This window comes from Nonomuraea zeae, assembly GCF_005889725.1.
GTDB lineage: Bacteria > Actinomycetota > Actinomycetes > Streptosporangiales > Streptosporangiaceae > Nonomuraea > Nonomuraea zeae.
In genome coordinates, this window is sequence record NZ_VCKX01000005.1 from 31,002 (window position 1) to 43,282 (window position 12,281).

The 12,281-nt window shown below is 68.5% G+C and carries 10 protein-coding genes; all 10 read right to left on the bottom strand.

The annotated features are described in order from the left end of the window. Positions 1-10: 10 nt before the first annotated feature. The 10 genes from nuoN to nuoE all read right to left on the bottom strand — a co-directional run bounded on the left by nuoN (position 11) and on the right by nuoE (position 12,253). Positions 11-1,597 (bottom strand): NADH-quinone oxidoreductase subunit NuoN, encoded by a 1,587-nt coding sequence (gene nuoN / locus ETD85_RS02765; RefSeq protein ID WP_138687984.1) that lies wholly within the window; start codon positions 1,595-1,597, stop codon positions 11-13. After that, complete coding sequence (locus tag ETD85_RS02770; protein WP_206058049.1) at positions 1,594-3,153, bottom strand: NADH-quinone oxidoreductase subunit M; 1,560 nt, start codon at positions 3,151-3,153, stop codon at positions 1,594-1,596. The genes nuoN and ETD85_RS02770 overlap by 4 nt, the downstream gene beginning before the upstream one ends. Continuing rightward, positions 3,153-4,997, bottom strand: coding sequence for an NADH-quinone oxidoreductase subunit L (gene nuoL, locus ETD85_RS02775; RefSeq protein ID WP_240778874.1), 1,845 nt, complete (start codon positions 4,995-4,997; stop codon positions 3,153-3,155). The genes ETD85_RS02770 and nuoL overlap by 1 nt, the downstream gene beginning before the upstream one ends. A gap of 73 nt (positions 4,998-5,070) precedes the next feature. Beyond that, positions 5,071-5,367 carry an NADH-quinone oxidoreductase subunit NuoK gene (gene nuoK, locus ETD85_RS02780; RefSeq protein ID WP_020542667.1) on the bottom strand — a complete coding sequence of 99 codons (297 nt, stop codon included), beginning with the start codon at positions 5,365-5,367 and terminating at the stop codon, positions 5,071-5,073. Continuing rightward, positions 5,364-6,146 (bottom strand): NADH-quinone oxidoreductase subunit J, encoded by a 783-nt coding sequence (locus tag ETD85_RS02785; protein WP_138687985.1) that lies wholly within the window; start codon positions 6,144-6,146, stop codon positions 5,364-5,366. Before ETD85_RS02785 ends, nuoK begins: the two co-directional genes overlap by 4 nt. Further along, a complete protein-coding gene (gene nuoI / locus ETD85_RS02790) occupies positions 6,139-6,654 on the bottom strand; it encodes an NADH-quinone oxidoreductase subunit NuoI (protein WP_138687986.1) in 516 nt (171 codons plus the stop codon). The genes ETD85_RS02785 and nuoI overlap by 8 nt, the downstream gene beginning before the upstream one ends. Then, positions 6,641-7,942 carry an NADH-quinone oxidoreductase subunit NuoH gene (gene nuoH / locus ETD85_RS02795; RefSeq protein ID WP_138687987.1) on the bottom strand — a complete coding sequence of 434 codons (1,302 nt, stop codon included), beginning with the start codon at positions 7,940-7,942 and terminating at the stop codon, positions 6,641-6,643. Before nuoH ends, nuoI begins: the two co-directional genes overlap by 14 nt. Then, on the bottom strand, positions 7,939-10,293 hold the full coding sequence (locus tag ETD85_RS02800) for an NADH-quinone oxidoreductase subunit G (protein ID WP_240778832.1): 2,355 nt from the start codon (positions 10,291-10,293) through the stop codon (positions 7,939-7,941). Before ETD85_RS02800 ends, nuoH begins: the two co-directional genes overlap by 4 nt. Before the next feature lie 17 nt (positions 10,294-10,310). Beyond that, entirely contained in the window at positions 10,311-11,600 is a 1,290-nt protein-coding gene (gene nuoF, locus ETD85_RS02805; RefSeq protein ID WP_138687989.1) for an NADH-quinone oxidoreductase subunit NuoF, read from the bottom strand. Further along, the gene (nuoE, locus tag ETD85_RS02810; protein ID WP_138687990.1) at positions 11,597-12,253 is read right to left on the bottom strand and encodes an NADH-quinone oxidoreductase subunit NuoE; all 657 of its coding nucleotides are present in this window, start codon (positions 12,251-12,253) and stop codon (positions 11,597-11,599) included. Before nuoE ends, nuoF begins: the two co-directional genes overlap by 4 nt. Positions 12,254-12,281 lie beyond the last annotated feature (28 nt).

Genomic DNA, 12,281 nt, shown 5'->3' on the forward strand with positions numbered 1-12,281 from the left:
CGGGATCCCCTTATCTAATGAACAGGCTGCTAGCAGCGTCGTTGGCAACACCGAGCACGGACTCCGGATAGAGCCCCACTCCTACGGTAACCAGCAGCGAAACGGCGATGACGGCCACGGTGCCCATACTCGGCACCGCGATCGCCGGGCCGTCGGCCGCAGGCTCGCTGAAGAACATCAGCACGATCACGCGAACGTAGAAGAACGCGGCGACCGCGGAGGCGACGACGCCCACGACCACCAGGCCGGCCATCCAGCCGCCCATCGAGTCGCCGGCCTGCGTGCCGCTGTTCAGGGCGGCCGAGAACACGGCGTACTTGCCCATGAAACCGCTGGTCAGCGGGATGCCGGCGAAGGCCAGCAGGAAGAAGGCGAACACGCCGGCCAGGATCGGCGCCCGCTTGCCCAGACCGGCCCAGCGCGACAGGTGCCCCGCCTCGCCGCCCGGGTCGCGTACGAGCGTGACCACCGCGAACGCGCCGACCGTGGCGATGCCGTAGACCGCGAGGTAGAACAGGATCGCCTTGAGCGAGACGACGTTCTGCTCGGCGGAGCCGAAGGTGGCCATCACGCCGACGAGCAGGAAGCCCGCGTGCGCGATGGACGAGTAGGCCAGCATCCGCTTGATCTCGGTCTGCGTGATCGCCAGGATCGAGCCGACGATCATCGTGAGCGCGGCGACGCCCCAGATGATCGGCCGCCAGTTCCAGTCGAGGTTGCCCAGGCCCACCCAGAACACCCGCAGCACGGCGCCCACGGCCGCGACGAGCGTGCCGGAGGCCATGAGGGCGGTGATGGGGGTCGGAGCGCCCTGGTAGACGTCCGGCTTCCAGGCGTGGAACGGCGCCGCGCCGATCTTGAACAGCAGGCCCACGCCGAGCAGGCCGAGCCCGATCATCAGCAGCGGGTCGAGCCCGGTGCTCTTGGCCATGGCGTCGTTGATCCCCGGCAGCGAGACGGTGCCCGCGTAGCCGTAGATCATCGCGGTGCCGTACAGGAAGAACGCCGAGGAGAACGCGCCCAGCAGGAAGTACTTCATGGACGCCTCCTGCGACAGCAGGCGGCGCCGGCGGGCCAGGCCGCACAGCAGGTAGAGCGGCAGCGACATGACCTCAAGGGCCACGAACATCATCAGCAGGTCGTGCGAGGCCGGGAACAGCAGCATGCCGCCGACCGCGAACAGCACCAGCGGGTAGACCTCGGTGTGGCCGCCGCCGCCCTGCGACTCGGCCTCCTCCTCGTCGGCGCTGCCGGGCACGGCCGCGGCCGAGGCGACGAAGTGACCCTCGTCGTTGATGAGCAGCACGCAGACGAACGACAGGACGAGGATGATGCCCCAGAGGAACAGCGCGGGCCCGTCCACGGCCACCGCGCCCATGGCGGAGGCGGTCGTGGACACCTGACCGCGCAGCACCTGCAGCAGGACCAGCGCGAACGCGCCGAACAGGCTCAGCAGGGTGAGCGGTACGTGGATGGACTTGCGCAGGTAGCGTGGCGCGAAGGCCTCGACCAGCACGCCGATGATGGCCGCGCCGAAGACCACCAGCAGCGGCGCCAGCGTGCCGTACTCGATCGTCGGCGCTGGGATGGAGTTCACTGACCTGTCCCCTTCTCAGCGATGGTGGAGGTGGGCACATCGACGTGGGTCAGCGTCTGGTGCACCGACGGGTTGATCACGTCGAGCAGCGGCTTGGGGAAGAAGCCGAACCCGATGATCAGGGCGACCAGCGGGGCCAGCACCCAGATCTCGCGGGCGTTCAGGTCCTTGAAGACCTTGACCGGCTCGGCCGTCGGCCCGTTCATGACCCGCTGGACCATCCACAGGATGTAGACGGCCGCCAGGATCACCGCCACCGCGGAGACGATCGCGGCCCAGGAGAGCGCACCCGCGCCGTGGGCCTCGCTCGAGTATGTGCCGATCATCACCATGAACTCGCTGACGAAGGACGACAGGCCCGGCAGCGAGAGACCGGCCAGACCGGCGACCAGGAAGAACCCGGCGAGCACCGGGGCGACCTTCTGCACGCCTCCGTAGTCCCCGATGAACGGCGACCCGCGCCGGGCGATCAGGAACCCGGCCGCCAGGAACAGCGCGCCGGTGGCGAAGCCGTGGTTGACCATGTAGAGGGCCGCGCCGGACTGGGCCACCTTCGACATGGCGAACACGCCGAGCACGATGAAGCCGAAGTGCGAGATCGACGTGTACGCGATGAGGCGCTTCATGTCGGTCTGCCCGATGGCCACGATGGCGCCGTAGATGATGCTGATGATCGCCAGCACGACGATCGGCGTCGTGAACGCCTTGGCCGCGTCGGGGAAGAGCTCCAGGCAGAAGCGCAGCATCCCGAACGTGCCGACCTTGTCCAGCACGCCCACCAGCAGCACCGCGGCGCCGGCCGGAGCCTGGGCGGCCGCGTCGGGCAGCCAGGTGTGCACCGGCCAGAGCGGCGCCTTGATGGCGAAGGCGATGAAGAAGCCGGCGAACAGCCACTTCTGCGTGACCGGGTCGTTGATGGCCCCGATGAGGTCGGGGAACAGGAACGAGTTCTTGTTCGCGACGAAGTAGAGCCCGATGACCGCGACCAGCATGAGCAGGCCGCCGAAGAGCGAGTACAGCAGGAACTTGACGGCCGCGTAGGACCGCTGGGCGCCGCCGTAGGAGCCGATCATGAAGTACATCGGGATCAGCATGGCTTCGAAGAAGACGTAGAACAGGAAGATGTCGGTCGCCGCGAAGACGCCGATCATCATCGTCTCCAGCACCAGCAGCAGCGAGAAGTACGTCTTCACCGACCGCTTGGGCGTGATGAGCGTGCCGTCGGCGGTCTTGACGCCGTCGGCGTCGTGCCAGGAGGCCAGCACCACGATCGGCACCAGCACCACCGACAGCGCGATCAGCACCAGGGCGACGCCGTCCACGCCGACCCCGAACTTCACGCCGAAGCTCGGGATCCAGTCGTAGTTGGCGACGAACTGGAAGCGCTCGCCGTTCGCCTCGAACCCGGTGGCCATGACGCCCGTCAGGACCAGCACCAGCAGCGAGACCAGCAGGGTGACCTGCTTGGCCAGCTTGTCACTGCCCTTGGGAAGCAGGGCCACCACGATGGCGCCCACCACGGGCACCGCCATGAGTATCGGAAGCCAGGGTGACATCAGATGTTCCCAACGAGGAGCAGGGCGCCGGTCAGCAGGGCGGCACCGATCAGGATGGACAGCGCGTACGTTCTGGCGAAGCCCGTCTGGATCCGCCGAAGGCGCCCGGAGCTGCCGCCGATGCCCGCCGCCAGCCCGTTGACCAGACCGTCGACGCCGCGGTTGTCGAAGAACACCGCGAGGCGGGTCAGCCACTGGCCGGGGCGCATGAAGAGCGACTCGTTGAGCGCGTCGCCGTACAGGTCACGCCGGGCGAACGTGGTGAGGAAGGAGCCGCGCGGCTGCACCGACGGCACCTCGACCCGGCCGTACTTCATCCAGGCGATGACCGCGCCCACGGCGACCAGCGCCAGGGTCACGAGGCCGGGCGTGCTGGCGAACTCGAAGTGCGGCGCCGTCGCCTCCCCGCCCACGGCGGGGCGCAGGAACGTGTACAGCGTGCCGCCCAGGACGAGGTAGGCGCCGAGGCCCAGCGCGCCGAGCGAGAGGATCATCAGCGGGATCGTCATGACCAGCGGCGACTCGTGCGGGTGCGCGTCCTCGGCCCAGCGCTTCTGGCCGAAGAAGGTCATGAAGACCATCCGCGACATGTAGAAGCCGGTGATGCCCGCGCCCAGCACGGCCAGCCAGCCGAGCACCGGCTGGTGGTGCACCGCGGTCTCGATGATGCCGTCCTTGGTGAAGTAGCCGGACAGCAGCGGGAACCCGATGATCGCCAGGTAGCCGATGAAGAACGTGATGAAGGTGATCGGCATGTACTTGCGCAGGCCGCCGTACTTGCGCATGTCGACCTCGTCGTTCATGCCGTGCATCACGGAGCCGGCGCCGAGGAACATGTCGGCCTTGAAGAAGCCGTGCGTGATCAGGTGGCCGATCGCGAAGGCGTAGCCCGCCGGGCCGAGGCCCGCGCCGAGCATCATGTAGCCGATCTGCGACATCGTCGAGCCGGCCAGGCCCTTCTTGATGTCGTCCTTCGCGCAACCGATGATCGCACCGGCGAGCAGCGTGGCCGCGCCGACGATGGACACGGCGAGCGCGGCGCCCGAGCCCTCGGGGAAGAAGAACGCCCCGGAGCGGACCACCAGGTAGACGCCGGCGGTGACCATGGTCGCGGCGTGGATCAGGGCCGAGACCGGGGTCGGGCCCTCCATGGCGTCGAGGAGCCAGGACTGCAGCGGGAGCTGCGCCGACTTGCCGCAGGCGCCCAGGAGCAGGAGCAGGCCGATGGCCAGCGTGGTGCCGTTCTCGGCGCCGTTGATCTGCGCGCCGAGGTCCTTGAAGGCCAGGGTGCCGAACGACGTCCAGATGACGAACATGCCGACCAGCAGGCCGAAGTCGCCGACGCGGTTGACGACGAACGCCTTCTTCGCCGCGACCGCCGCCGACGGCTTGAACTGCCAGAACCCGATCAGCAGGTACGAGGCCAGGCCGACGCCCTCCCAGCCGATGAACAGGCCCACGTAGTTGTCGGCCAGCACCAGCAGGAGCATCGCGGCCACGAACAGGTTCAGGTACGCGAAGAACCTGCGCCGGTGCTCGTCATGGGCCATGTAGCCGACGGAGTAGATGTGGATGAGCGATCCGACACCCGTGATCAGGAGGGCGAAGCTGATCGACAGCGGGTCGATGAGGAGCCCCATGTCGACCATGCCGGGAATGAACTCATAGAGGTGCACGGCACGTCGGCGCTCCTCCTCTCCGAACCCGATCAGCTCGAAGAACGCCAGCACCGCCACGACGAACGAGGCGAGGGACATGGCCACGCCCAGCAGATGGCCCCAGCGGTTGGTGAACCGGCCGAACACCAGCAGGACGAGCGCTCCCAGCAGCGGGAAGGCGATCATCAGCCAGGCATTGCCGATCACTCCACCGGTGTGCTGGACGATCTCAGCGATATGAGATTCCACCAGTCACCTCTTAGTACTTCAGCAGGTTGGCGTCGTCGACCGACGCAGACCTGCGGGTTCGGAAGATCGTCACGATGATGGCCAGGCCGACCACGACCTCGGCCGCGGCCACCACCATCACGAAGAACGCGATGATCTGGCCTTCCAGGTTGCCGACCTGCCTGGAGAAGGTGACGAAAGCGAGGTTGCACGCGTTGAGCATCAGCTCCACGCACATGAACACCACGATCGCGTTGCGCCTGATCAGCACGCCCATCGCGCCGATGGCGAAGAGCAGACCGGACAGTACGAGGTAGTGCGTCGTCATTTGGTCACCTCGTTAGTGGACTCTTCTGCGTCCTCTTCGGCCGTGTGCTTGATGGCCTCGGCGAGCTTGGGGTCCTCGGGCAGGTGACCGTGCTCGACGTCGTAACGCGCGATGTAGCGGTTGACCGAGCGCTCCGCCACCGTCCCGTCCGGCAGCAGGGCCGGCATGTCGATGGCGTTGTTCCTGGCGTAGGTGCCGGGTCCGGGCAGCGCCGAGGGCTGGTCGCCGAGGAACCTGGCGCGGGCCAGGTCCTTCTGCGTGGCCTTCTCGGTCAGCCGCTCGCGGTGCGCCAGCACCATCGCGCCCAGCGCCGCCGTGATCAGCAGCGCCGAGGTGATCTCGAACGCGAAGACGTACTTGGTGAACAGCAGCAGCGCGATCGAGCGGATGTAGCCGCCCGAGGCCGTGGCCTGCGTCAGCCCGGCCTCGCTCGCGAACATCGCGTTGCCGACGGCCAGCACGATCAGCACCAGGAAGCCGAGCCCGGCGATCGTGGCCCAGAAGCGCTGGCCCTTGAGCGTCTCCACGAAGGAGTCGGAGGAGTCCACGCCGACCAGCATGAGCACGAACAGGAACAGCATCATGATGGCGCCGGTGTAGACGATGATCTGCACCGCGGCCAGGAAGGGCGCGTCCTGCACGGCGTACAGGACGGCCAGGCAGAGCATCACGCTGCCCAGCATCAGCGCCGAGTAGACGGCCTTCCTGCTGAAGACCATGCCGAGCGCGGCGCCGACGGACACGACGGCGAGCACCCAGAAAGTGATGGTCTCACCCATTGGTCCGCCCCAGCCGGTAGTAGTCCTCTTCGGTCTCACCGAGCCGCATGGGGTGCGGCGGCTGCTCCATGCCCGGGGTCAGGGGCGCGAGGAGCATCTCCTTGGTGTAGATGAGGCTCTCGCGGTTGGTGTCGGCGAGCTCGTACTCGTTCGTCATGGTGAGCGCGCGAGTCGGGCAGGCCTCGATGCACAGGCCGCAGAGGATGCACCGCAGGTAGTTGATCTGGTACGTCCGCCCGTAGCGCTCACCGGGCGAGAAGCGCTCGCCCTCGGTGTTGTCCGCGCCCTCCACGAAGATCGCGTCGGCCGGACACGCCCAGGCGCACAGCTCGCACCCGACGCACTTCTCCAGCCCGTCGGGCCAGCGGTTGAGCTGGTGACGCCCGTGGAAGCGAGGCGCGGTCGGCTTCTTCTCCTCCGGGTAGTTCGTCGTGACAGGCTTCTTGAACATCGTGTGGAAGGTGACCCCGAAGCCCTTTACGGGGTTCAGCCAATCAGTTAGTCCCACTGGGAATCTCCTTGTGCTGCACCCCGTGGTAGTGCGGCAGATCGAGCGGCGGCACAGGGAAGCCGCCGGCCGTCGGCTCGTTTGACAGTTCTTCGAACTCGGCCTCGACCTGTGCCTTCTTGGCCTCCTTGCGCCGCTGGTTCACCGTGTCGAAGCGCATCCAGATGGCCAGCGCCCCGACCACGATCACCGCGCCGAGTGCGATGCCGAGGGTCTTGTTGCCCTCGTTGACCACCACGTTGCGCACCGCGGCCACCAGCAGGATCCAGGCCAGGTTGACCGGGATCAGCACCTTCCAGCCCAGCGACATGAGCTGGTCGTAGCGCACTCGCGGCAGCGACGCGCGCACCCACACGATGAAGCAGAAGGTCAGCACGAACTTGATGAAGAACCACAGGACCGGCCACCAGCCCTGGTTGGCGCCGTCCCACAACGAGATCGGGAACGGAGCCCGCCAGCCACCCAGGAACAGCGTCACGGCGATGCCCGAGGCGGTGAACGTGTGCAGGTACTCGCCCATCATGATCAGGGCGAACTTGAGCGAGGAGGAGTATTCGGTCTGGAAGCCGCCGACCAGCTCGCCCTCACCCTCGGGCAGGTCGAACGGGATGCGCGCGGCCTCGCCGAACATGCAGATCACGTAGATCAGGAACGACGGGATCAGCAGCACCACGTACCAGGTCTGCTCCTGCGCCTTGACGATCTCGGAGGTGGACAGCGTCCCGGCGAACAGGAAGACCGCCACGAACGACAGGCCCATCGCGATCTCGTACGAGACCACCTGGGCCGCCGACCGCAGACCGCCGAGCAGCGCGTACGGCGAGCGCGACGACCAGCCGGCCAGCACCACGCCGTAGACCGAGACCGCGCCCATGGCGAGCATGAACAGCACGGCCACCGGCAGGTCCACCAGCTGCAGCGGGGTCTGCACCCCGAACAGGTTCACCATCGGCCCGATCGGGACGATGGAGAAGGCCAGGAACGCCGGGACCACCATGATGATGGGCGCCAGCAGGTAGAGCACCTTGTCCACGGTCCGCGGGAACAGGTCCTCCTTCAGCCCCATCTTCAGGCCGTCGGCCACGGACTGCAGCAGACCGAACTTACCGGCCCGGTTGGGCCCGTAGCGGTTCTGCATCCGCGAGATCAGCTTCCGCTCGAACCAGACGCCGAACAGGACGCCCAGCATCAGGAAGACGAACAGCAACACGGCCTTGATGATGGTGATCCACAGCGGATCCTTGCCGAAGTCGGCAAGGGTCGGATCGGCCGCGAGAACGTGAATCATGAGGCGCTCCCGATCGTGACGATGTCGCCGGCCACCGCACGCAGGTCGCGCGTGACCGAGCAGCCGCCGGAGTTCGAGGGCACCCAGACCACGCGGTCCGGCAGGTCCGCGACGCGCACCGGCAGCGTGACGTTACCGCCGACGAGGAGCTTGTCGCCGTCGGCGACGCCCAGCTCGGCGGCCGTGCTCTCGGAGACCAGCGCTTCGGAGTCGCGGGCGGTGCCCGCGAGGTACGGCTCGCCGTCCTGCAGCCTGCCCTCGTCGAGCAGCAGGTGCCAGGTCGCCAGCAGCGCCTCGCCGGTCGCCGGGGCGACCTGGGCGCGGGTGGCGGTGTGCGGGGCCGTGACGCGGCTGCCACGCCACGCGCCCAGGCTGGACAGCTCCCGCCGGGCGGCCTTGGCGTCCGGCAGGCCCAGGTGGACGTCCATCCGGTCGGCCAGGTTGCCGATCACGGCCAGGTCGCTCTGCAGGCCCGGCACCCGGAGCGGGGCCTCGAACGAGCGGCCCCTGCCCTCCCAGTTGACGAACGTGCCGCCCTTCTCCTGGACGGCGGCGACCGGCAGGATCACGTCGGCGCGGTCGGTGACCGCGCTCGCGCGGATCTCCAGGCTGACGATGAACGGCGTGTGCTCCAGCGCCTCCAGCGCCGCGGCCGGGTCGGGCAGGTCGTAGGGGTCGACCCCGGCTACGACCAGAGCGTCCAGCTCGCCGTTTCGGGCGGCGGCGAGGATGCCCGCCGTGTCGCGGCCGGGCGTGGCGGGCAGCGAGGCCACGTTCCACGCCCTGGCGACCTCGGCCCTGGCGGTCTCGTCGTCGACCGGGCGGCCGATCGGCAGCAGGTTGGGCAGCGCGCCGGCCTCGACCGCGCCGCGCTCGCCCGCCCTGCGCGGGATCCAGGCGAGCCTGGCGTCCGAGGCGGCGGCGAGGCGTACGAGGGCGGACAGGGCGCCGGGCACGGTGGCCAGCCGCTCGCCTGCGAGCACGATCGTGCCCTCGGCCAGCGTGCCGACCAGGTCGCCGATCGCGTCGGCCTCGGCGCCGGGGGCGGTGCGGATGAGCGTGGCGCCCATCTTGACCAGCCCGGGAGAGGCGAACGGCGCGACCGAGCTGACCTTGAGGCCCTTCTTCTGCCACGCCTTGCGCAGGCGCAGGAAGACGATCGGCGACTCCTCCTCGGGCTCGAACCCGACGAGCAGCACGTGCGGGGCGTTCTCCAGGTCGGCGTAGCTGATCTCGATGCCCTTGCCGGCCACCGCGTGGGCCAGGAACTGCGCCTCCTCGGCGGAGTGCGGCCTGGCGCGGAAGTCGACGTCGTTGCTGCCCAGCGCGAGCCGGGCGAACTTGGCGTAGGCGTAGGAGTCCTCGACCGTGACCCGGCCGCCGACCAGCACGCCGGCCTTGCCGCGGGCCCTGGCGAGCCCCTCGGCGGCCACCGTCAGCGCCTCGGGCCACGAGGCGGGCACGAGCACGCCCTCCTCGTTACGGATCAGCGGCGTCTTGAGCCGGTCGGGCTGCGTGGCGTAGGCGAACGCCCAGCGGCCCTTGTCGCAGTTCCACTCCTCGTTCACCTGCGGGTCGTTGCCCGCCAGGCGGCGGGTGACCCGGCCGCGCCGGTGGTCGGTGCGCTGGGCGCAGCCGGAGGCGCAGTGCTCGCACGCGCTCGGCGTGGAGACCAGGTCGAACGGCCGGGCCCGGAACCGGTAGGCGGCGCCGGTGAGCGCGCCGACCGGGCAGATCTGCACCGTGTTGCCGGAGAAGTAGGAGTTGAACGGCTTGCCCTCGGCCGTGCGCACCTGCTCCTTGGCCCCGCGCTCGAAGAACTCGATGAGCGGGTCGCCGGCGATCTGGTCGGAGAAGCGGATGCAGCGGGCGCACTGGACGCAGCGCTCGCGGTCGAGCAGCACCTGGGTGGACAGCGGCAGCGGCTTGGGGAAGGTCCGCTTCTGCTCCTGGAACCTGGACTCGCCCTGGCCGTTGGACATGGCCTGGTTCTGCAGCGGGCACTCGCCGCCCTTGTCGCAGACCGGGCAGTCCAGCGGGTGGTTCATCAGCAGCAGCTCCATGGCCCCGCGCTGCGCCTTCTCGGCGACCGGCGAGGTGAGCTGGGTCTGCACGACCATGCCCTCGGCGACCTCGATCGCGCACGACGGCTGCGGCTTGGGGAAGCCGCGGCCGTTGCCCGCGTCGGGGATGTCGACCAGGCACTGGCGGCAGTTGGCCGCCGGGTCGAGCAGCGGATGGTCGCAGAACCTGGGGATCTGGATGCCCAGGAGCTCGGCGGCCCTGATGATCAACGTGCCCTTGGGGACACTGACCTGGAACCCGTCGATGGTCAGGGTCACCAGGTTCACTTCAGTCTCTACGACGGTCACTGCTCACCCCAGAGAGTGGACTTCTTCGGGTCGAACGGGCAGCCGCCGATCTCGAAGTGCTTGAGGTACTCCTCGCGGAAGTACTTCACCGAGGAGTGGATCGGGCTGGTCGCACCGTCACCCAGCGCGCAGAACGAGCGACCGAGGATGTTGTCCGCGATGTCGGTGATCGTGGTCAGGTCTTCCTCGGTGCCCTGGCCCTTCTCCAGGCGCTTGAGCACCTGCTTGAGCCAGTAGGTGCCCTCGCGGCACGGCGTGCACTTGCCGCACGACTCGTGGGCGTAGAACTCGGTCCAGCGCAGCACCGTGCGGACCACGCAGGTGGTCTCGTCGAAGATCTGCAGCGCCCGGGTGCCGAGCATCGAGCCCTTCGCGCCGACCGCCTCGAAGTCGAGCGGCACGTCGAGGTGCTCGTCGGTGAAGATCGGCGTGGAGGAGCCGCCGGGGGTCCAGAACTTGATCTGGTGTCCCTCGCGGATGCCGCCCGCCATGTCGAGCAGCTCGCGCAGCGTGATGCCGAGCGGCGCTTCGTACTGGCCGGGCCTGGTGACGTGGCCGCTCAGCGAGAAGATGCCGAAGCCCTTGGACTTCTCCGTGCCCATCCCGGCGAACCAGTCGGCGCCGTTCCCGATGATCGAGGGAACACTGGCGATCGACTCCACGTTGTTCACGACAGTAGGCGAGGCGTAGAGGCCCGCCACGGCCGGGAACGGGGGCTTGAGCCGCGGTTGACCTCTGAAGCCTTCCAGCGAGTCGAGCAGCGCCGTCTCCTCGCCGCAGATGTACGCGCCGGCGCCGCTGTGCACGACCAGCTCCAGGTCGTAGCCCGAGCCGAAGACGTCCGTGCCGAGATAGCCCTTCTCGTACGCCTCCCGCACGGCCGCGTGCAGCCGACGGATCACGTGGAGCACCTCGCCGCGCACGTAGATGAAGGCGTGGTTGGCCCGGATCGCGTAGGACGTGATGATGATGCCCTCGACCAGCGCGTGCGGGTTGGCCATCATGAGCGGGATGTCCTTGCAGGTGCCCGGCTCCGACTCGTCGGCGTTGACGACGAGATAGTGCGGCTTGCCGTCGCCCTGCGGGATGAATCCCCACTTCATGCCGGTCGGGAAGCCCGCGCCGCCGCGGCCGCGCAGGCCCGAGTCCTTGACGGCCTGGATGACCGCGTCGGGGTCCATGCCCAGCGCCTTCTTCGCCGCGTCGTAGGGGCCGTAGCCGTCGAGCGTGAAGGAGTCGGCTCGATCCCAGTTGGCGGTCAGGACCGGTGTCAGAGTGGTGCTCATGCCTCGGGGGCCTTCCATCCGTTCGCCTTGGCGACCTTCAGGCCCTCCAGCGAGGGCCCGGCGGCCGACGGGCCGTCGCCCGCCAGGTCGTCGGGCAGCCCCGAGAGCACGCGCGAGGCCTCCTTGAAGGTGCACAGCTTCTTCGGGCCGCGGGTGGGCCGCACGTCCTTGCCGTCACGCAGGTCGTCGACGAGCTGCTTGGCCGACTCGGGCGTCTGGTTGTCGAAGAACTCCCAGTTGACCATCATGACCGGGGCGAAGTCGCAGGCCGCGTTGCACTCCAGGCGCTCCAGCGAGATCTTGCCGTCGGAGGTGGTCTCCTCGTGGCCGGCGCCGACGTGCTCGGACAGCTCGTCCCAGATCTGGTCGCCGCCCATGACGGCGCACAGCGCGTTGATGCAGACGCCCACGTGATAGTCGCCGGCGGGCTTGCGCTTGTACATCGTGTAAAAGGTCGCGACGCCCGTGACCTCGGCCTTGCTCAGGCCCAGCATCTCGGCACAGAACTCCTGACCGTCGTCGGAGACGTAGCCGTCCTCCGACTGCACCAGGTGCAGCAGCGGGAGCAGCGCCGACCGCGTCTTCGGGTAGCGCCCGATGATCTCCTTGGCGTCTCGTTCCAGACGCTCCCGGACATCCGGTGAGTACGTCACGAGTCCTCCTCCGTCGGACACGTGACTA

Coding starts and splice junctions, on each gene's coding strand:
- ETD85_RS02770 (WP_206058049.1), bottom strand. CDS start 3,153: ATGTCACCCTGGCTTCCGATACTCATGGCGGTGCCCGTGGTGGGCGCC.
- nuoL (WP_240778874.1), bottom strand. CDS start 4,997: ATGATCGCCTTCCCGCTGCTGGGAGCGCTCGTCCTGCTGGTGTTCGGC.
- nuoK (WP_020542667.1), bottom strand. CDS start 5,367: ATGACGACGCACTACCTCGTACTGTCCGGTCTGCTCTTCGCCATCGGC.
- ETD85_RS02785 (WP_138687985.1), bottom strand. CDS start 6,146: ATGGGTGAGACCATCACTTTCTGGGTGCTCGCCGTCGTGTCCGTCGGC.
- nuoH (WP_138687987.1), bottom strand. CDS start 7,942: ATGATTCACGTTCTCGCGGCCGATCCGACCCTTGCCGACTTCGGCAAG.
- nuoF (WP_138687989.1), bottom strand. CDS start 11,600: ATGAGCACCACTCTGACACCGGTCCTGACCGCCAACTGGGATCGAGCC.